General features: G+C 60.1%; 16 protein-coding genes. 13 read left to right on the top strand and 3 right to left on the bottom strand.

Annotated elements, in window-relative coordinates; all coding sequences use genetic code 11:
* The first annotated feature begins 4 nt into the window (after positions 1-4).
* The 8 genes from apaG (at position 5) to AACY25_RS15205 (ending at position 8,617) form a co-directional block, all read left to right on the top strand.
* Positions 5-385 carry a Co2+/Mg2+ efflux protein ApaG gene (apaG, locus tag AACY25_RS15240; RefSeq protein ID WP_339525650.1) on the top strand — a complete coding sequence of 127 codons (381 nt, stop codon included), beginning with the start codon at positions 5-7 and terminating at the stop codon, positions 383-385.
* Positions 385-1,206, top strand: coding sequence for a symmetrical bis(5'-nucleosyl)-tetraphosphatase (locus AACY25_RS15235; protein ID WP_339525648.1), 822 nt, complete (start codon positions 385-387; stop codon positions 1,204-1,206). The genes apaG and AACY25_RS15235 overlap by 1 nt, the downstream gene beginning before the upstream one ends.
* Positions 1,203-1,532, top strand: coding sequence for a thiosulfate sulfurtransferase GlpE (gene glpE, locus AACY25_RS15230; protein ID WP_339412886.1), 330 nt, complete (start codon positions 1,203-1,205; stop codon positions 1,530-1,532). The genes AACY25_RS15235 and glpE overlap by 4 nt, the downstream gene beginning before the upstream one ends.
* 323 nt (positions 1,533-1,855) lie before the next feature.
* Positions 1,856-3,778 carry a PrkA family serine protein kinase gene (locus AACY25_RS15225; RefSeq protein WP_339525647.1) on the top strand — a complete coding sequence of 641 codons (1,923 nt, stop codon included), beginning with the start codon at positions 1,856-1,858 and terminating at the stop codon, positions 3,776-3,778.
* Positions 3,779-3,863: 85 nt separating this feature from the next.
* Entirely contained in the window at positions 3,864-5,135 is a 1,272-nt protein-coding gene (locus tag AACY25_RS15220; RefSeq protein ID WP_339525644.1) for a YeaH/YhbH family protein, read from the top strand.
* Positions 5,132-6,700: a SpoVR family protein gene (locus AACY25_RS15215; protein ID WP_339412889.1), complete on the top strand. Its 1,569-nt coding sequence runs from the start codon at positions 5,132-5,134 to the stop codon at positions 6,698-6,700. Before AACY25_RS15220 ends, AACY25_RS15215 begins: the two co-directional genes overlap by 4 nt.
* Before the next feature lie 61 nt (positions 6,701-6,761).
* On the top strand, positions 6,762-7,274 hold the full coding sequence (locus tag AACY25_RS15210) for a hypothetical protein (RefSeq protein WP_339525715.1): 513 nt from the start codon (positions 6,762-6,764) through the stop codon (positions 7,272-7,274).
* 104 nt (positions 7,275-7,378) lie between these two features.
* On the top strand, positions 7,379-8,617 hold the full coding sequence (locus AACY25_RS15205) for a multifunctional CCA addition/repair protein (RefSeq protein WP_339525713.1): 1,239 nt from the start codon (positions 7,379-7,381) through the stop codon (positions 8,615-8,617).
* Here AACY25_RS15205 and folK read toward each other — a convergent pair.
* Together folK and folB are read right to left on the bottom strand one after the other, a co-directional pair.
* Complete coding sequence (gene folK, locus AACY25_RS15200; RefSeq protein WP_339525642.1) at positions 8,614-9,150, bottom strand: 2-amino-4-hydroxy-6-hydroxymethyldihydropteridine diphosphokinase; 537 nt, start codon at positions 9,148-9,150, stop codon at positions 8,614-8,616. The two genes, AACY25_RS15205 and folK, sit on opposite strands and share 4 nt — an antisense overlap.
* Positions 9,141-9,497: a dihydroneopterin aldolase gene (gene folB, locus AACY25_RS15195; RefSeq protein ID WP_304867581.1), complete on the bottom strand. Its 357-nt coding sequence runs from the start codon at positions 9,495-9,497 to the stop codon at positions 9,141-9,143. The genes folK and folB overlap by 10 nt, the downstream gene beginning before the upstream one ends.
* Before the next feature lie 75 nt (positions 9,498-9,572).
* On the opposite strand from folB, the gene plsY reads away from it, so the two are divergent.
* The gene (plsY, locus tag AACY25_RS15190) at positions 9,573-10,142 is read left to right on the top strand and encodes a glycerol-3-phosphate 1-O-acyltransferase PlsY (RefSeq protein ID WP_339525641.1); all 570 of its coding nucleotides are present in this window, start codon (positions 9,573-9,575) and stop codon (positions 10,140-10,142) included.
* Positions 10,143-10,177: 35 nt separating this feature from the next.
* Here plsY and tsaD read toward each other — a convergent pair whose 3' ends face one another.
* Positions 10,178-11,203 carry a tRNA (adenosine(37)-N6)-threonylcarbamoyltransferase complex transferase subunit TsaD gene (gene tsaD, locus AACY25_RS15185; RefSeq protein ID WP_339525639.1) on the bottom strand — a complete coding sequence of 342 codons (1,026 nt, stop codon included), beginning with the start codon at positions 11,201-11,203 and terminating at the stop codon, positions 10,178-10,180.
* Positions 11,204-11,408: 205 nt separating this feature from the next.
* On the opposite strand from tsaD, the gene rpsU reads away from it, so the two are divergent.
* The 4 genes from rpsU to AACY25_RS15165 all read left to right on the top strand — a co-directional run bounded on the left by rpsU (position 11,409) and on the right by AACY25_RS15165 (position 19,520).
* Positions 11,409-11,624: a 30S ribosomal protein S21 gene (gene rpsU / locus AACY25_RS15180; protein WP_003296736.1), complete on the top strand. Its 216-nt coding sequence runs from the start codon at positions 11,409-11,411 to the stop codon at positions 11,622-11,624.
* Between the two features lie 165 nt (positions 11,625-11,789).
* The gene (gene dnaG / locus AACY25_RS15175; protein ID WP_339525638.1) at positions 11,790-13,766 is read left to right on the top strand and encodes a DNA primase; all 1,977 of its coding nucleotides are present in this window, start codon (positions 11,790-11,792) and stop codon (positions 13,764-13,766) included.
* Between the two features lie 67 nt (positions 13,767-13,833).
* A complete protein-coding gene (gene rpoD, locus AACY25_RS15170) occupies positions 13,834-15,678 on the top strand; it encodes an RNA polymerase sigma factor RpoD (RefSeq protein ID WP_339525636.1) in 1,845 nt (614 codons plus the stop codon).
* Between the two features lie 107 nt (positions 15,679-15,785).
* The gene (locus AACY25_RS15165; RefSeq protein ID WP_339525635.1) at positions 15,786-19,520 is read left to right on the top strand and encodes a bifunctional diguanylate cyclase/phosphodiesterase; all 3,735 of its coding nucleotides are present in this window, start codon (positions 15,786-15,788) and stop codon (positions 19,518-19,520) included.
* The last annotated feature ends 2 nt before the right edge of the window (positions 19,521-19,522 follow it).

Raw genomic sequence — 19,522 nt, 5'->3', positions numbered from 1 at the left:
ACGCATGAGCGATTCGCGCTACAACATCGACGTCAGTGTCGTCACCCGCTACCTGCCGGAGCAATCGCAGCCGGAGCAGGACCGCTTTGCCTTCGCCTACACCGTCACGGTGAGCAACAACGGTGAACTGCCGGCCAAACTGCTCTCGCGCCACTGGGTGATTACTGATGGTGATGGCCGCGTACAGGAAGTGCGCGGCGCTGGCGTGGTCGGCCAGCAACCACTGATTGAGGCCGGAGCCAGCCACACTTACAGCAGCGGTACAGTGATGACCACCCGCGTCGGCATCATGCAGGGCAGCTATCAGATGCTCGCGGAAGACGGCAAACGCTTTGACGCTCTGATCGCCCCCTTCCGTCTTGCGGTACCGGGCTCGCTGCACTGATGGCCACCTATGCCGTCGGCGATCTACAGGGTTGCCTGAAACCCCTGCAATGTCTGCTTGAGCGTGTGGCCTTTAACCCAGCACGGGACCAGCTGTGGTTGGTTGGTGACCTGGTCAATCGCGGCCCCGAGTCCCTGGCGACACTGCGCTTTCTCTACAGCATCCGTCATGCGCTGACCTGCGTGCTGGGTAACCACGACCTGCACCTGCTAGCCGTGGCACACAATATCGAGCGGCTGAAAAAGGGCGACACCCTGCGCGAGATTATCGAAGCGCCAGATGCCGCCGACCTGCTCGACTGGCTACGTCGGCAGAAACTCCTGCATTACGATGAAACCCGCGATACTGCCCTGGTGCACGCCGGCATCCCGCCGCAGTGGAGCATGGACAAAGCGCTAAAACGCGCCGCCGAAGTAGAAGCAGCCATGCGTGACGACGCACTTATGCCGCTGTTTCTCGACGGCATGTATGGCAACGAGCCGGCCAAGTGGGACGGCGATCTGCACGGCGTAACCCGCCTGCGGGTGATCACCAACTACTTCACCCGCATGCGTTTTTGCAAAGCCGACGGCACCCTTGACCTGAAAAGCAAGGAAGGCGTCGGCAGCGCACCAGCGGGCTACGCGCCCTGGTTCAGCTACAAGCAACGTAAAACCCGCGGCCAACGAATTATTTTTGGCCACTGGGCAGCACTCGAAGGGCTATCCCCAGAGCCAGACGTGGTAGCCCTGGATACCGGCTGCGTATGGGGCGCAAGCATGACTTTGATGAATATCGATAGCGGCGAGAAATACAGCTGCGACTGTAAGGAGCAAGCATGAGCGAATTCAAACGCATCCCCCCAGAGCAGGCCCAGACCTTACGCCAGCAAGGTGCTGTGGTGGTCGACATCCGCGATCCGCAGAGTTTCGCCGCCGGCCATATCAACGGTTCGCAACACCTCGACAACCACTCACTACACGCCTTTATCACCCAGGCCGATCTCGATGCGCCGTTGATCGTCACCTGCTATCACGGCAACTCCAGTCAGAGCGCGGCGGCCTACCTAGTCGGTCAGGGCTTCAGCGATGTCTACAGCCTTGATGGCGGTTTTGAGCTGTGGCGCGCCACCTACCCTGACGAAACTGCACACGCACCAGAAGAATAATTTTTTTCAGTACCCAGGCCGCACCAGCAGCGGCCTGCCGGCCCATCCCGACCAACGGTAATATCCAGTTATCGTTCCGCGCCCCTTGACCCCGCTGATTCCGAACTATCCTTTAGCTCAGGCCATCCAAAACAAGGTAGAGCCGGCCAAACGGCATCGGGCCATCGGTAAGAACCAGTTCAAGGTCTCGCGACGCGCAGCAGACGTTGGACAAGTTCTAAGATTATTAGGTGTTCTGGGGGTTTATCCCGGCTGCATCCGCACCGGAGCTACCAAGCACCTGACCGATCCCGCACCGACTCTGCGCAGAGCGAGGAGAAGTCATGAGCATTTTCAGCCACTTCCAACAACGTTTCGAAGCGACTCGCCAGGAGGAGTTTTCCCTGCAGGAGTACCTCGAATTGTGCAAACAGGATCGCAGCGCCTACGCCTCGGCAGCCGAGCGCCTGTTACTAGCGATTGGCGAGCCTGAACTGCTCGACACCTCAACCGACCCACGGCTGTCGCGGATCTTCTCCAATAAGGTGATCCGCCGTTATCCGGCCTTTGCCGACTTCCACGGCATGGAAGAGTGCATCGACCAGATCGTCTCCTACTTCCGTCATGCCGCTCAGGGCCTGGAAGAGAAGAAGCAGATCCTTTACCTGCTCGGCCCGGTAGGCGGCGGTAAATCGTCCCTGGCGGAAAAACTCAAGCACCTGATCGAGAAAGTGCCGTTCTACGCCATTAAGGGCTCGCCCGTATTCGAGTCACCACTGGGGCTGTTCAGCGATGCCGAGGACGGCGCCATCCTTGAGGAGGATTACGGTATTCCACGGCGTTACCTCAACAGCATCATGTCGCCCTGGGCGACCAAGCGCTTGCAGGAGTTCGGTGGCGACATCAGCCAGTTCCGCGTGGTCAAACTCTATCCTTCGATCCTCAACCAGATCGCCGTGGCCAAGACCGAGCCGGGCGACGAGAACAACCAGGACATCTCCGCACTGGTCGGTAAGGTGGATATCCGCAAGCTGGAGGAATATCCGCAGAACGATGCCGATGCCTACAGCTACTCCGGTGCCTTGTGCCGGGCCAACCAAGGCCTGATGGAGTTCGTCGAAATGTTCAAGGCACCCATCAAGGTGCTGCACCCACTGCTCACTGCCACCCAGGAGGGCAATTACAACAGCACCGAAGGCCTCGGCGCGATTCCCTACAGCGGCATTCTGCTGGCGCACTCCAACGAGTCTGAATGGCACAGCTTCCGCAACAACAAGAACAACGAGGCCTTCATCGACCGCATCTATATCGTCAAGGTGCCGTACTGCCTGCGCGTGACTGACGAGATCAAGATCTACGACAAACTGCTGTTCAACAGCTCCCTGGCCAAGGCCCACTGCGCGCCGGACACCCTGAAGATGCTCGCGCAGTTCTCCACGCTCAGCCGCCTGAAAGAGCCGGAGAACTCCAACGTCTACTCGAAGATGCGCGTCTACGACGGCGAAAACCTCAAAGACACCGACCCCAAGGCCAAGTCAATTCAGGAGTACCGCGACAGCGCTGGCGTGGATGAAGGCATGAACGGCCTATCGACCCGCTTTGCCTTCAAGATCCTCTCCAAGGTATTCAACTTCGACCCACACGAAGTCGCCGCCAACCCAGTGCACCTGCTCTATGTGCTGGAACAGCAGATCGAACAGGAGCAGTTCCCCGCCGAAGTACGCGAGCGCTACCTGCGCTTTATCAAGGAATACCTGGCGCCGCGCTACATCGAATTCATCGGCAAGGAAATCCAGACCGCCTACCTAGAGTCTTACAGCGAGTACGGGCAGAACATCTTCGACCGCTACGTGCTGTACGCCGATTTCTGGATTCAGGATCAGGAATACCGCGACCCGGAAACCGGCGAAATTCTCAACCGCGTGGCACTCAACGAGGAACTGGAGAAGATCGAAAAGCCGGCCGGCATCAGCAATCCGAAGGATTTCCGCAACGAGATCGTCAACTTCGTGCTGCGCGCCCGTGCCAATAATAATGGCAAAAACCCGACATGGCTCAGCTACGAAAAACTGCGCGTAGTGATCGAGAAAAAGATGTTCTCCAACACAGAAGACCTGCTGCCGGTCATCAGCTTCAACGCCAAAGCGAGCAAGGAGGATCAACAAAAACACAACGACTTCGTCACTCGCATGGTCGAGCGCGGATACACCGACAAGCAGGTGCGCCTGCTGTCCGAATGGTATCTACGGGTTCGTAAATCGCAATAAAGCGGCCTGACGCGACAGGCCGCAAGGCAGCGCAGAGCGCTTTGCCAGCTTTTGCGCCTGATGTCTGAGTGCACGGAGGGCAGTTATGAGCCATGTGATCGACCGACGCCTGAACGGCAAGAACAAGAGCACGGTAAACCGCCAGCGCTTCCTGCGGCGTTACCGCGACCACATCAAGAAGGCTGTGGAAGAGGCGGTCAGCCGCCGCTCCATCACCGACATGGAGCACGGTGAGCAGATCAGCATCCCCGGCCGCGATATCGACGAGCCGGTGCTGCACCACGGCCGTGGTGGTCGCCAGACCACCGTACACCCAGGCAACCGCGAGTTCACCACGGGCGAGAAGATTGCCCGCCCGCAAGGCGGTGGCAGCGGGCAAGGTGCCGGCAAAGCGAGCAACTCCGGGGAAGGCATGGATGAGTTCGTCTTTCAGATCACCCAGGAAGAGTTCCTCGACTTCATGTTCGAGGATCTCGAGCTACCCAACCTGATCAAACGCCACCTGACCGGCAGCGACACCTTCAAGAGCGTGCGCGCCGGCATCAGCAATGAAGGCAACCCGTCACGCATCAATATCGTCCGCACCCTGCGCTCGGCCCATGCCCGGCGCATTGCCCTGTCCGGCAGCAGCCGCAACAAGCTCAAAAGTGCCCAGGCAGAGCTAGAGCGCCTGAAGCTGGAACAGCCGGATAACCTCGGAGATATCCACGCATTGGAAGAGGAAGTGAGCAAGCTACGCGCGCGGATCAGGCGTGTACCCTTCCTCGACACCTTCGACCTCAAGTACAACCTGCTGGTCAAACAACCCAACCCCAGCTCCAAGGCAGTGATGTTCTGCCTGATGGACGTGTCCGGGTCGATGACTCAGTCGACCAAGGACATCGCCAAGCGTTTCTTTATTCTCTTGTACCTGTTCCTCAAACGGAACTACGACAAGATCGACGTGGTGTTTATCCGCCACCACACCAGCGCCAAAGAAGTCGACGAAGAGGAGTTTTTCTATTCGCGGGAAACGGGCGGCACCATCGTCTCCAGTGCACTCAAATTGATGCACGAGGTTATGACTGAGCGCTACCCGATCAACGAATGGAATATCTACGCCGCCCAGGCGTCGGATGGCGACAACTGGAATGACGACTCACCCGTATGCCGGGATCTGTTGATCAATCAGATCATGCCGTTCGTTCAGTACTTCACCTACGTCGAGATCACCCCGCGCGAGCACCAGGCGCTGTGGTTCGAATACGAGCAAGTGAGTGAGGCATTCGCCGACACCTTTGCCCAGCAGCAGCTGGTCTCGGCCGGCGACATCTACCCGGTATTCCGCGACCTGTTCCAGCGGAGGCTAGCCACATGAGCACGAGCAAAGACAAACGCCGCCAACCGATCTCCACCGGTTCGGAATGGACCTTCGAGTTGATTCGCCAGTACGACCGGGAAATCAGCCGTATCGCCGAACGCTATGCGCTGGACACCTATCCCAATCAGATCGAGGTGATCACCGCCGAGCAGATGATGGACGCCTACGCCTCGGTCGGCATGCCGCTGGGCTACCACCACTGGTCGTATGGCAAACACTTTCTCAGCACAGAGAAGGGCTATAAGCGTGGGCAGATGGGTCTTGCCTACGAGATCGTGATCAATTCAGACCCGTGCATCGCCTACCTGATGGAAGAAAACACCATCTGCATGCAGGCCCTGGTTATTGCCCATGCCTGCTACGGCCACAACAGTTTCTTCAAAGGTAACTACCTGTTCCGCACCTGGACCGACGCCAGCTCGATCATCGATTACCTGGTGTTCGCCAAGCAGTACATCATGCAGTGCGAGGAGCGCCACGGCATCGACGCGGTGGAGGACCTACTCGACTCCTGCCACGCGCTGATGAACTACGGCGTCGACCGCTACAAACGCCCCTACCCGATTTCCGCCGAGGAAGAACGGCGGCGCATGAAGGACCGCGAAGAGCACCTGCAGAAGCAGATCAACGACCTCTGGCGCACCATCCCGAAAAACGCCAGCAAAGGCGGCGACAAGGATAACAAGCGCTTCCCCGCCGAACCGCAGGAAAACATTCTGTACTTCCTGGAGAAACACGCCCCGCTGCTGGAACCCTGGCAGCGCGAGATCATTCGCATCGTGCGCAAGATCGCCCAGTACTTCTACCCGCAGCGCCAGACCCAAGTGATGAACGAAGGCTGGGCCACCTTCTGGCACTACACCCTGATGAATGACCTGTATGACGAAGGCCTGGTGACCGAAGGTTTTATGATGGAGTTCCTGCAGTCGCATACCAGCGTGGTTTATCAGCCGCCATTCGACAGCCCCTACTACAGCGGCATCAACCCCTATACCTTGGGCTTTGCCATGTACCGCGATATCCGCCGCATCTGCGAAGAGCCGACCGAGGAAGATCGCCGCTGGTTCCCGGAGATCGCCGGCAGTGACTGGCTGAGCACGCTGAAATTCGCCATGAACAGCTTCAAGGACGAGAGCTTTATCCTGCAGTACCTGTCGCCCAAGGTGATCCGCGACCTCAAACTATTCAGCATTCTCGATGACGACCAGAAAGACGAACTGTACGTTCCGGCGATCCACGACGAGCCCGGCTACCAGCAGATTCGTGAAACCCTGGCCGCGCAATACAACCTGGGCAATCGCGAGCCCAACGTGCAAATCTGGAGTATCGACCGCCGCGGCGACCGCTCGCTGACCCTGCGCCACCAGCAGCATGATCGCAAACCGCTGGGCAACTCCACCGAAGAAGTGCTGAAACACCTGCACCGCCTGTGGGGTTTCAATATCCACTTGGAGATGTACCAGGGCGAACAGCTGATCGGCACTCAACATGTGCCACCCAAGCATGAAACCGAACATGACAGCGACTACCCGCGCCTCGACCTGATGACCCCGCCCATTTGATCGGTTGCGCCCCATGATGCCAGGCACCAGCATGCGCAGCAGACCAACCGGAAATCTGCCGATGCGCCTGTTTATCGTATTACTGCTGTGCCTGGCACTGGCCACCTGCAGTAGCCAGCTGCCCCGCGTCCAGATACTGACCCCTGCCAGTGCCGAACTGACCGGCAAACACAGCTTCAGCCTGATCGCCGTTGAACAGGCTGTGGAAGGCGACGTGCCATTTGCCGAGCGCTATGCACAGCTTGAGCAATTGCTACGCGAAGGCTTGAGCACCCGTGGTTACCAAGCGAGCCCACAGGCGCAGATTGAGGTGTATTACTGGCTGGCGGTGCAGGACAGCCCCCTGGACTTCAAGGTCGACACCGCTCCGCCAACGCCACTCGGCCCCTATCAGGCGATTCACCGTTTGCGCGATGAGACCGGCACCCTGCGTATCCGCTTGACCACTCCGGAACAGAAAATCCTCTGGGAGGGTTTGATTCGCACTGGGCTGAGCCCGGCCAAGGACAGCGCCGAACTGCTCGAACGGGCAACTCAGGCGCTTTTGCAGCAAATTCCCATGGCTACTCCATAGCCTGGATGCACGCCGGTTCATGTTGAAAACTCTTTAGAGCTGCATCCGAGCTACCCCTCGCCAACGACCAGCCGCTATCCTCCGCACTTAGTGGAGGAACCATGATGCAGATTTACAAAGTCGGCGGCGCAGTACGCGATCGCCTATTGGGCCGCGAGGTCAGCGAGATCGATTGGGTAGTAGTTGGCGCCAGCGCCGAGCAGATGCTCGAACAGGGTTACCGCCCGGTGGGCGCGGACTTCCCGGTGTTCCTGCACCCACAGAGCGGCGAGGAATACGCCCTGGCCCGCACCGAGCGCAAAAGCGGGCGCGGCTATGGCGGTTTTACTTTCTTCGCCAGCCCGGACGTGACCCTGGAAGAAGACCTGATCCGCCGTGACCTGACCGTCAACGCCATGGCCGAAGACGATCATGGCACGCTCATCGATCCCTACGGCGGCCAGCGCGACCTCCAAGCCAAGCTGCTGCGCCATGTATCTCCAGCCTTCGCCGAAGACCCGTTGCGCGTGCTGCGCGTCGCCCGCTTTGCCGCCCGTTACGCGCCGCTGGGCTTCAGCGTCGCACCTGAAACCATGGCGCTGATGCGTGAGCTGAGTGAGTCTGGCGAGCTAAGCGCGTTAATGCCGGAACGCAGCTGGAAGGAAATCTCCCGTGCGCTGATGGAACCGCGCCCTGATGTGTTTATCCAGGTGCTGCGCGACTGTGGCGCCCTGCGCGAGTTGCTACCCGAGGTCGACGCACTGTTCGGCGTGCCGCAACCGGCCGCCCATCACCCGGAAATCGACACCGGCGAGCATGTGCTTAGCGTGCTGCGTCAATGCGCCGAACACCAGCAACCGCTAACCGTGCGCTGGGCTTGTCTGCTGCATGATGTTGGTAAAGGCCTGACGCCGGAGGCCGAATGGCCCCGGCATATCGCCCACGAGCACACCGGGCTGAAGCTGATCCGCGCAATCAACCAGCGTTGCAAGGTGCCCAAAGATTGCCAGGAGCTAGCCCTGCAGGTCGGCGAATTCCACACCCACGGCCATCGTGCCTTGGAGCTAAAGGCTTCGACCCTACTCAAACTGCTGCAAGGCTTCGACGTGTTCCGCCGTCCGCAGCGCTTCGAAGAATTTATCGCCGCCTGTGAAATGGACGCCCGCGGCCGCCTCGGCCTGGAACAGCGCGCCTACCCACAAGCCGACTATCTGCGAGGCGCCATGCACGTCGCCCGCGCAGTGGCCGTGCAACCGCTGCTGGCACAGGGTTTCCAAGGTGCGGAACTGGGTGAGGCGTTGAACCGTGAACGGCTACAAGCCCTCACGGCATACAAAGCAAGCGCGGCAGCGCAGTCGGACTAAGAAGCGGGATGCGCCTGAATCAACTCTGCTGGCGTCAGCTGCTGCTCGCGCCAACTAAACGCCACCGGCCATAGCTGCTGGTCAATCTGCGCCGCCTGCCAGAGCTCGGCAAAGCGGCGCTGCTCGCCCGGATGTATTGCGTCCGGCACCAGCAACGACAACGGCCAAAGCACAAAGGCGTTCTTGAGGATTTCTGCACGCGGCAGAATCAGGCCGTCGAAGTTGCCGACCAGATCGCCGTAAAGCAACACGTCGATATCCAGCGGCAGGCCCTTGCGCTCAGGCGCGTAGCGGCCGTTGTCGGCTTCGATAAATTTCAGCCGGCGATCCAGCTCCCCCAGCGGCAGCTCGCTGTGGCCGGCCACCACCAGATTGAAGAACGGCCCGCTCTTGATGCCCACGGCCTGGCTTTCGAACACCGGCGAGCAGCGCATTTGACTCAGCAGGCCGGCGAGCGCATCAAGGCCAGCGCACAGGTGCGCTTCGCGGCCGATATTGCTGCCCAGGCCAAGTAGAACGGGAGTTAGCGACATCCGCGCTCGATCTCCACGCCCACCCCACCGCTGGCCGCCGGCACCGCGCCGGGCTTGGTCAGCTTGAGCCGCACCCAGGGAACCTGGAACTCAGCCATGAGCAACTCGACCAGCCGCTCGGCAAAGGTTTCCACCAGAATAAACTGCGACTCGCTGGCGAAAGCCTGGATACGTTGCGAGACTTTGGCGTAATCCAGCGCCTTGTCCAGCTCATCGCCGGCGGCAGCCGGACGGTTATCCCAACCCAGGTACAAGTCCAGACGCAAACACTGGCGAATGGTGCGTTCCCAGTCGTAGGCACCGATCACCGTATCGACTTCCAGCCCCTCGATAAAAACTGTGTCCAAGCACGCTCTCCGTGGCACGACAAGGCTGCCGCACCTAGTTAGAATCAGGGCTCCCTTGCCCCGGAATGGATAACCATGTTTTGGCTGTTGGCGATCCTCGCCTACCTGCTCGGCTCGTTGTCCTTCGCCATTCTGCTCAGCCGCCTAAACGGCGGACCGGACCCGCGCGCCAGTGGCTCGGGCAATCCCGGGGCCACCAACATGTTCCGGGTCGCCGGCAAACGCCTGGCCATCCTCACATTGATCGGCGACCTACTCAAAGGCCTGCTGCCGGTACTGATAGCCAGCCTGCTCGACTTCAGCCTGCAGCAGCAAGCCTGGGTCGGTCTGGCAGCCGTTATCGGCCATCTGTATCCGCTGTACTTCAACTTCCGTGGCGGCAAAGGTGTCGCCACCGCCGCTGGCATGCTCCTGGGCCTGTACCCGCCCGCCGCATTACTGGCGGTTGCCGCCTGGTTACTGACGTTTATCCTGACTCGCACCAGCTCAACGGCCGCGTTGATTGCCACACCGCTAACCCTGCCACTGCTGGCCTGGCAACAACCCGACGCCCTGCTTCCCGTCTGCGTACTGACCGGGCTGATCGTCTGGCGCCATCGCGGCAATTTACGCGATCTATTCGCCGGTAGTGAGCGGCATTTCTAAATTGACCAGATGAATCCGGCTCATCCCGCAGCTATTTAAAGCGCTGGCAGTTGCTCCATCGGCCAGCGCGCCTGCACCTTGATGCTCAAATCCTCATGCTGCCCCGCCAGTAAGCGCTGGCAGCCAGCATAGGCAATCATCGCGCCGTTATCTGTGCAGAACGCCGGGCGGGCGTAGAACACCTCGCCCTTCAACTCAGCGAGCATCTTCTCCAGCGACTGGCGCAGTGCCTGGTTGGCACTCACTCCGCCAGCGATGACCAGGTTATTCAAGCCTGTTTGCTTAAGCGCACGCTTACATTTGATGGTGAGCGTATCGACTACGGCCTGCTGGAACGCAAGAGCGATGTCGCAACGCGTCTGCTCCGAGGTATCTCCAGCAGCCTGACACTGCTGCCAGGTGTTCAACGTGAAGGTCTTCAGGCCGCTGAAACTGAACTCCAGCCCAGGTCGATCCGTCATCGGCCGCGGGAACTTGAAGCGCCCAGGCGTGCCGCTCAGTGCCAGACGGGCGATCTCCGGCCCACCCGGGTATTGCAAACCCATCAACTTGGCGGTCTTGTCGAACGCCTCGCCTGCGGCATCATCCAGAGACTCGCCGAGCAGCTGGTACTGACCGATACCATCGACGCGAACCAACTGGGTATGCCCACCCGACACCAACAAAGCGACGAACGGAAAGGCCGGTGGTTGCTCCTCCAACATCGGTGCCAGCAAGTGGCCTTCCATATGGTGCACACCTAGCGCCGGAATATCCCAGGCAAAGGCCAGCGCCTGCGCACAGGACGCCCCCACCAACAGCGCGCCGACCAAGCCAGGCCCTGCTGTGTAAGCGATGGAGTCGATGTCAGTCGCAACGCAGCCCGCCTCGCTCAACACCTGGCGGATCAACGGCAGCATGCGTTTGACGTGATCGCGCGAGGCCAGCTCCGGCACTACACCGCCATACACACGGTGCAAATCAATCTGGCTGAACAGCGCATCGGCCAACAGGCCACGCTCGCTGTCGTAGAGCGCGACACCGGTTTCGTCGCAGGAGGTTTCCAATCCCAGAACCAGCATGGGCAGTGCCTTGTAGTAGTGTGTGCAACTTCGAAGGCGCGCATGATAATGGCCGCTGGCGCGAGCCGGCCAGCGCTTTTCGATCAGAGGCTTTGCATTCCTCGCGATGAGGCGGTAACATCCGCAACCCTTAAAAACCTACGTTCTCCAGCGCCATTTGCCAGGAGCAACGTTACCCCCCGGTAATAAAGAAGGTACGCCCTGGATGCCAGCCGTCAAAGTTAAAGAGAATGAACCCTTCGACGTAGCTCTGCGTCGTTTCAAGCGCTCCTGCGAAAAAGCCGGTGTTCTGGCTGAAGTTCGCAGCCGTGAATTCTACGAAAAGCCGACTTCCGAGCGTAAGCGTAAAGCAGCAGCCGCTGTTAAGCGTCACGCCAAGAAAGTGCAGCGCGAGCAGCGCCGCAGCGTTCGCCTATACTAAGCGTCGCGGCTTCTGCCCGCACGATTAGCTACAAGCAGCGCCTGATACCCGGCCTCGGCCGGGTTTCGCTTTTAGACTCCGCGCCACCTTCGGGTGACGATCGGAGTCTTTTAGTTTTTGCCCCGACCTGTTCTGCCCCAACGCATGACAGTATCCTGAGTGCCTATGGCCGGCCTGATCCCACAGTCTTTTATCGATGATCTGCTCAACCGCACCGACATCGTCGACGTGGTCGCCTCACGCATCCAGCTGAAAAAGGCCGGCAAAAACTACACCGCCTGCTGCCCCTTCCATAAAGAAAAAACCCCTTCATTCAGCGTCAGTCCAGACAAACAGTTCTATTACTGCTTTGGCTGCGGCGCCGGCGGCAACGCCTTGGGTTTTGTCATGGACCACGACCAACTGGATTTCCCCCAGGCAATCGAGGACCTGGCCAAGCGGGCCGGCATGGAAGTGCCGCGCGAGGAAGGCGGACGCAACAACAAGCCACGCCAGCCCACTGACTCACCGCTTTACCCACTGCTGACTGCCGCCGCCGAGTTCTACAAGCAGGCACTGAAAAGCCATCCGCAACGCAAAGCCGCCGTCGACTACCTTAAGGGCCGCGGCCTGTCTGGGGAGATCGCCCGCGACTTCGGCATGGGCTTCGCCCCGCCCGGCTGGGACAACCTGCACAAGCACCTGGCCAGCGACAGCCTGCAGCAAAAAGCCATGATCGACGCAGGCCTACTGATCGAAAACGCCGAAAGCGGCAAGCGCTACGACCGCTTTCGCGACCGCATCATGTTCCCGATCCGCGACAGCCGTGGCCGGGTGATAGCCTTCGGCGGCCGTGTACTGGGCGACGAGAAGCCTAAATACCTGAACTCCCCGGAAACCCCGGTGTTCCACAAAGGCCAGGAGCTTTACGGGCTGTTCGAGGCGCGCAAGCACAACCGCGATCTCGACGAGATCATGGTGGTCGAAGGCTATATGGATGTAATAGCGCTGGCCCAGCAAGGCCTGCGCAACGCCGTCGCCACCCTCGGCACCGCCACCAGCGAAGAACACCTAAAACGCCTGTTTCGCGTCGTGCCCAGCGTGCTGTTCTGCTTCGATGGCGACGCCGCCGGGCGTAACGCCGCCTGGCGCGCCCTGGAAGCCACGCTATCGAGCCTGCAGGATGGCCGCCGCGCGCGCTTTCTGTTCCTGCCCGACGGTGAAGACCCGGACACCCTGGTGCGCAGCGAAGGCACCGACGCCTTCCGCGCACGGATCAACCAGCACGCCCAGCCCCTGGCCGACTACTTCTTCCAGCAACTCAGCGAAGAAGCCGACCCGCGCTCCCTGGAAGGTAAGGCGCACCTGATGACTCTGGCCGCGCCGCTGATCGACAAGATACCCGGCAACAACCTACGCGCCCTGATGCGCCAGCGCCTCAGCGAAATCACCGGCCTATCCGGCGAAGCACTGCAGCAGATGGCACCAACCGCGCGCAGCAGCCAGCCAAGCCATAGCAGCCCACCGCCCAGCGACTATCCGGATTACCCCGAAATTCCCGACAGCGCTTATTACGATGTCGAACCGAACCGAAACGAATATGAAAACCCCAGCCCGGTGCCGGAATTTGAACGCAATAAAGGCAAAGGCAACTGGAAGAAAGACGGCGGCAAGTGGAACAAAAAGGGCCAGGGCGAGTTCGCCCCACGTGCACCACGCACCGCAGTCAGCGTCGAATCGCCGCACCTGAGCGCGCTGCGCACCCTACTGCACCACCCGCAACTGGCGCAGAAGGTCGAAGATGTCAGCCATTTCGCCGCCGAAGACGACACCTATGCCCAGCTGCTGGTCGCCTTGCTTGGCGCCCTGCAGAAGAGTCCCAACCTGCGCTCACTGCAACTGATCGCGCGCTGGCATGGCACCGAGCAGGGCCGTCTATTGCGCGCCTTGGCCGAAAAGGAATGGCTGATTTCAGCCGACAACCTTGAACAACAGTTTTTCGACACTATAACTAGTCTAGTAGCCCGCCAACGCGAGCGCAGCCTGGAACATTTGCTGCGCAAAGCCCGTCAAAGTGAGTTGAACGCAGAAGAGAAAGATCAGCTGCGCAGCTTGCTGAGTCGTAATGCATCACCGGTAATCCCGAGTCCAACTGGCGCTTAGGGGTGTTACTCGGGTATAATCCGCGGCTTGTTTTTTGCCCGCCAAGACCTTCAGTGGATAGGGTGTTATGTCCGGAAAAGCGCAACAGCAGTCTCGTATCAAAGAGTTGATCACCCTGGGTCGTGAGCAGAAGTATCTGACTTACGCAGAGGTCAACGACCACCTACCGGAAGATATTTCTGATCCGGAGCAGGTGGAAGACATCATCCGCATGATTAACGACATGGGGATCCCCGTACACGAGAGTGCTCCGGATGCGGACGCCCTTATGTTGGCCGACGCCGATACCGACGAGGCAGCCGCTGAAGAAGCAGCTGCAGCGCTGGCAGCGGTGGAGACCGATATCGGCCGCACGACGGACCCTGTGCGCATGTATATGCGTGAAATGGGCACCGTGGAATTGCTGACCCGCGAAGGCGAGATCGAAATCGCCAAACGCATCGAGGAAGGCATCCGTGAAGTCATGGGCGCTATCGCCCATTTCCCCGGCACTGTCGACAGCATTCTGGCCGAGTACACCCGTGTCACCACCGATGGTGGTCGCCTGGTTGAAGTCCTCAGCGGCTATATCGATCCGGATGACGGCATCGTTCCCGCCGAAGCAGCTGCGCCTGTTCCAGTTAAAGACGGCGATGCCGCCGAAGAAACTGACGACGACGACGCCGACTCCAGCGATGACGAGGAAGAAGAAGGCGACGGCGGTCCGGATCCTGAAGAGGCCCTGCGCCGCTTCACCGCGATTGGCGACGCTCTTGACCTCGCCAAGAAAGCCCTGAAAAAGCATGGCCGCGGCAGTAAGCAAGGCATTGCCGCGCTGAAAGAAATGGCCGAGCTGTTCATGCCGATCAAGCTCGTGCCTAAACAGTACGATGCCCTGGTTGTGCGTGTACGCAGCTCCCTAGAGCGCCTGCGCGCCCAGGAACGCGCCATCATGCAGCTCTGTGTACGTGATGCCCGCATGCCGCGCGCCGATTTCCTCAAGCTGTTCCCCGGCAATGAAATCGATGTCGAATGGTCCGCAGGCCTGGCCAAAGGCAAGGCTAAGTACGCCGAAGCCATCGGCAACCTGCAAGGCGATATTCAGCGCTGCCAGCAAAAGCTGTCTGCCCTGGAAGCCGAGTGCGAGCTGACTCTGGCTGAAATCAAGGACATCAACCGTCGCATGTCGATCGGCGAAGCCAAGGCTCGTCGCGCGAAGAAAGAGATGGTTGAAGCGAACTTGCGTCTGGTGATCTCGATTGCCAAGAAGTACACCAACCGCGGTCTGCAGTTCCTCGATCTGATTCAGGAAGGCAACATCGGCCTGATGAAGGCGGTGGACAAGTTCGAATACCGTCGCGGCTACAAGTTCTCGACCTACGCCACCTGGTGGATCCGTCAGGCGATCACTCGCTCGATCGCCGACCAGGCGCGTACCATCCGTATTCCGGTGCACATGATCGAGACCATCAACAAGCTCAACCGTATTTCCCGGCAGATGTTGCAGGAAATGGGTCGCGAACCGACCCCGGAAGAGCTGGGTGAACGCATGGAAATGCCTGAGGACAAGATCCGCAAGGTATTGAAGATCGCCAAAGAGCCGATCTCCATGGAAACCCCGATCGGTGATGACGAAGACTCTCATCTGGGTGACTTCATCGAAGACTCGACCATGCAGTCGCCAATCGATGTCGCCACCGTTGAGAGCCTCAAAGAAGCGACACGCGAAGTCCTCTCCGGTCTCACTGCCCGTGAAGCCAAGGTACTGCGCATGCGTTTCGGCATCGACATGAATACCGACCACACCCTTGAGGAAGTTGGTAAACAGTTTGATGTAACCCGCGAGCGGATTCGTCAGATCGAAGCCAAGGCGCTACGCAAGCTGCGCCACCCGACGAGAAGCGAGCATCTGCGCTCCTTCCTCGACGAGTAACACCAAAACCCCCGGCCCTGCCGGGGGTTTTGCATTCTGGGCAACTACCAAGGCCCGCCAGGCGGGTCTACACTTTTCCTAATTGCCCAGCGAACGAGCCACAGCCCATGCCGCGTTTTGCAGCCACCCTTCTGCTGTGTTTGGCGTGCTGGACCGTGCCCGCGCTCAGTCTCGAACTGACGCCCGCCGAACAGACCTGGCTGGCCGAACACCCGCAGCTTAGCCTGGGCGTTGACCGCGACTGGCACCCTTACGAATTTATTGATGACGACGGCCTCTATCAGGGCCTGGCCGCCGACTATGTACGGCTGATTGAGGAGCGCCTGTCGATCAGCCTGCGTCCGGCACCCGCACAAAACTGGAGCCGAGTGCTGGCCGACGCCAGAACCGGCAAGCTGCACCTGCTGCCCAGCCTGATGGCCACTCCTGAACGCGAGCAGTACCTGACGTTCACCCGCCCTTACCTCGATTTTCCGATTGTCATCCTGAGCCAGGAACAAGGCCCGCAACCGAGCAGATTGCGTGAGCTGCAAGGTCTGCGGGTCGCCGTGGTCGACAGTTACGCCACCCACGAATTGCTGCGCGACAAACATCCTGAGCTGCGCCTCTGGCCACGCCCTAGCGTGGCCGCGGCCTTGCAAGCACTGGCCTCCGGGCAAGCCGATGCAATGGTCGGCGATCTCGCGTCCAGCGTCTGGCACCTACGCCAGCTCAAGCTCGACGGCATCATCATCAGCGGCCAAACCCCATACCGCTACCAGCTGGCCATGGCCGTGCCCAAGGATCAAGCGATCCTGGCCGGCATTCTCGACAAGCTGCTGGGCGAACTCACCCCTAGCGAAATTGCCGACATCCAGCAACGCTGGGTGGGTGAGCCGATTGACCAGCGCTCGTTCTGGCGTAGCCTGCTACTGTTTGGCCTGCCCGGCCTGCTCGCGGCTCTGCTGATCATCGTCAGCATCCTGCGCATCAATCACCGCCTGCGCAGTGAAATGCACAACCGCGCCCTGCTGGAAGGTGAGCTGCGCAACAGCGAGCAGCATTATCGCGGCCTGGTGGAAAGCCTCAACGCCGTCGCCTGGCAGATGGACCCCAGCGATTTTCGCTACATCTACGTCGCACCCCAGGCAGAACGGCTGCTCGGCTATCCGGTTAAGGAATGGCTGCAGCCCGGTTTTCTCGAGCGCATCCTGCATCCCGACGACGCGTGCCGCACCCTCGACTACTGCCGCACTGAAACCCAGGCCGGTCGCGACCACAGCCTGGACTACCGCATGCTCGCCGCCGACGGCCGCGAAGTCTGGGTACGCGACATCGTCACGCTGTCACCGCAAAATGGCAGTCAGATGCTGCGCGGCCTGCTGATCGACATCACCGAAACCAAACGCACCGAACAAGCACTGGCCCTGTCGGAGCAGAAATTCGCCTCGGTGTTCCACAGCTGCCCAGACATCATCGCCCTGCTCAACCTGCACGATGGCCGCCTGTTGGCAGTCAACAACACTTTCGAGCAACAGTTCGGCATCAGCGCTGCCGAAGCCATCGGCCACACCAGCTCGGAGCTGGACCTGTGGATCGAACAAGGCATCGGCCCACGCATTCTGGAAATGCTGCGCAAAGGCAATGCGCACAACATCGAGGGCACCTTCCGCCGGCGCGACGGCAGCCAGTTCACTGCGCTGATTTCCGCGCAAAAGGTCACCCTGGATGACAGTAGCACCCTAGTCGTGGCAGTTCGCGACATCAGCGAACTGAAGGACACTCAACAGCGCCTCAAACTCTCCGAAGACAAATTCGCCAAGGCCTTCCATGCCTCCCCCGATGGTTTGCTGATCACCCGCCTGAGCGATGGCCAACTGCTGGACGTCAACGAAGGCTTCAGCCGTATAACCGGCTACAGCATCGACGAGGCAACCGACAGCTCGACCCTGCAACTGGGTATCTGGGCCGACCCGGACGACCGCATTCGCATGTTCGAGCACGTGCAACAGCACGGCTCAGTGCGCGACTTCCGCGCCCTGATTCGCACCCGCAGTGGCTCGTTGCGCACCTGCGAGATGTCGGTACAGCCGATCCCCATCGAAGGCGACACCTGCATGCTGACCATCGCGCGCGACATCACCGAGCGCGAACAGATGCAGGAAAACCTTAAGCAGGCCGCCACCGTTTTCGAGAGCACCGCAGAAGGCGTGATGATCACCGACCTGCAGCAGCGCATCACCGCGGTCAACCGCGCCTTCACCAGCATCACCGGTTACAGCGAGGCCGAAGCCCTCGGCCAGTCGCCGCGACTGCTCGCCTCCGGCAACCACGACAGCGCGTTCTACGCCGCCATGTGGCACAACCTCAGCGCCGCCGGACACTGGCAAGGCGAGATCTGGAACAAACGCAAAAACGGCGAGCTCTACCCGGAATGGCTGACCATCAGCGCCGTGCGCGACAGCGATCAGCAGATCACCCACTTTGTTGGCGTATTCGCCGATATCAGCTCGCTCAAACACGCCCAGGCCAGCCTGGATCACCAGGCCCATCACGACCCGCTCACCGGCCTGCCCAACCGCATGCTGTTCGAGGCTCGCCTGCGCGCCGCCCTCGAAGACGCGCACATCGACAAACGCATGGGCGCCGTACTGTTTATCGACCTGGACCGTTTCAAACACATCAACGACAGCCTCGGTCACCCGGTCGGCGACCAACTGCTGAAAAGCATTGCCGAACGCCTGAAGTCCAACCTGCGCGATATCGACACCGTGGCCCGTCTCGGCGGTGATGAATTCATCATCTTGCTACCCGGCCTGCAGCACGATGGCGATGCCGAACTGATCGCGCACAAATTGCTCGATTGCTTCAGCCTGCCCTTCCAATTCGACGAGCAAGAGCTGTTTATCAGCGCCAGTATCGGCATCAGCCGCTACCCGGATGATGGCGACGATGTTGCTACCCTGGTGAAAAATGCCGACGCCGCCATGTACCGCTCCAAGGCGCGTGGGCGCAATCGCGTTGAGCTGTACACCCGTGACCTGACCTTCCAGGCCACCGAACGCATGGCCCTTGAGCGCGAACTGCGCCGCGCCATCGAGCTGGAACAGCTGCAGCTCTACTACCAACCCAAACGCAGCCTGAGCAGCAACCGCCTGATCGGCGCCGAGGCCCTGGTGCGCTGGCATCACCCGGTGTTCGGCGAAATCCCGCCGGATCGTTTTATTCCCCTGGCTGAAGAAACCGGCCTGATCATCGCCCTTGGTGACTGGGTGCTGCGTCAGTCCTGTTGGCAAATGCAGCAATGGCAACAACAGCACGCCCCATTCGGTCCGCTGTCGGTCAACCTGACCGGCGTGCAACTGCGCCAGCCGCACTTGCTGGTACGCATCTCTAGCCTGCTGGAAGACCACAACCTGGCCCCAGAACTGCTGCAACTGGAGATTACCGAAAGCTTCATCATGAACCAGGCCGAAGAAGCGCTGAGCCTGCTGCATCAGCTGAAAGGCCTGGGTATTCAACTGGCCATCGACGACTTCGGCACCGGCTACTCCTCGCTCAGCTACCTCAAGCGCCTGCCGGTCGACACCCTGAAAATCGACCAATCCTTCGTCCGCGGCCTGCCCAACGACAGCAACGACGTCGCCATCGTGCGCGCCATCATCGCCCTGGGTCGCAGCATGCAACTGACCGTGATTGCTGAAGGCGTGGAAACCAAAGCCCAAGAACTGTTTCTCGCCGCCGAAGGGTGCGAGCAGATCCAGGGCTTCGTCATCAGCCGCGCCATTCATGCGGACGCCTTCGCACAAAACTTCCTCACCCCGCGCCATTCGGTTGGCGCTGCCGAGAAGGCACCGGTATAATC

This window comes from Pseudomonas sp. EA_35y_Pfl2_R111 (genome assembly GCF_963970955.1).
GTDB lineage: Bacteria > Pseudomonadota > Gammaproteobacteria > Pseudomonadales > Pseudomonadaceae > Aquipseudomonas.
The sequence above is the reverse complement of the archived record's forward strand: the minus strand, read 5'-3'. Positions and strand labels throughout refer to the sequence as shown.

Bases quoted from the DNA above. Each gene is read 5' to 3' on its own strand.
- AACY25_RS15210 (WP_339525715.1), top strand. From the start codon at position 6,762: ATGCGCCTGTTTATCGTATTACTGCTGTGCCTGGCACTGGCCACCTGC.
- plsY (WP_339525641.1), top strand. From the start codon at position 9,573: ATGTTTTGGCTGTTGGCGATCCTCGCCTACCTGCTCGGCTCGTTGTCC.
- glpE (WP_339412886.1), top strand. From the start codon at position 1,203: ATGAGCGAATTCAAACGCATCCCCCCAGAGCAGGCCCAGACCTTACGC.
- folK (WP_339525642.1), bottom strand. From the start codon at position 9,150: ATGTCGCTAACTCCCGTTCTACTTGGCCTGGGCAGCAATATCGGCCGC.
- rpoD (WP_339525636.1), top strand. From the start codon at position 13,834: ATGTCCGGAAAAGCGCAACAGCAGTCTCGTATCAAAGAGTTGATCACC.
- tsaD (WP_339525639.1), bottom strand. From the start codon at position 11,203: ATGCTGGTTCTGGGATTGGAAACCTCCTGCGACGAAACCGGTGTCGCG.
- rpsU (WP_003296736.1), top strand. From the start codon at position 11,409: ATGCCAGCCGTCAAAGTTAAAGAGAATGAACCCTTCGACGTAGCTCTG.
- AACY25_RS15205 (WP_339525713.1), top strand. From the start codon at position 7,379: ATGCAGATTTACAAAGTCGGCGGCGCAGTACGCGATCGCCTATTGGGC.
- AACY25_RS15225 (WP_339525647.1), top strand. From the start codon at position 1,856: ATGAGCATTTTCAGCCACTTCCAACAACGTTTCGAAGCGACTCGCCAG.
- apaG (WP_339525650.1), top strand. From the start codon at position 5: ATGAGCGATTCGCGCTACAACATCGACGTCAGTGTCGTCACCCGCTAC.
- dnaG (WP_339525638.1), top strand. From the start codon at position 11,790: ATGGCCGGCCTGATCCCACAGTCTTTTATCGATGATCTGCTCAACCGC.
- AACY25_RS15215 (WP_339412889.1), top strand. From the start codon at position 5,132: ATGAGCACGAGCAAAGACAAACGCCGCCAACCGATCTCCACCGGTTCG.
- AACY25_RS15235 (WP_339525648.1), top strand. From the start codon at position 385: ATGGCCACCTATGCCGTCGGCGATCTACAGGGTTGCCTGAAACCCCTG.
- AACY25_RS15220 (WP_339525644.1), top strand. From the start codon at position 3,864: ATGAGCCATGTGATCGACCGACGCCTGAACGGCAAGAACAAGAGCACG.
- AACY25_RS15165 (WP_339525635.1), top strand. From the start codon at position 15,786: ATGCCGCGTTTTGCAGCCACCCTTCTGCTGTGTTTGGCGTGCTGGACC.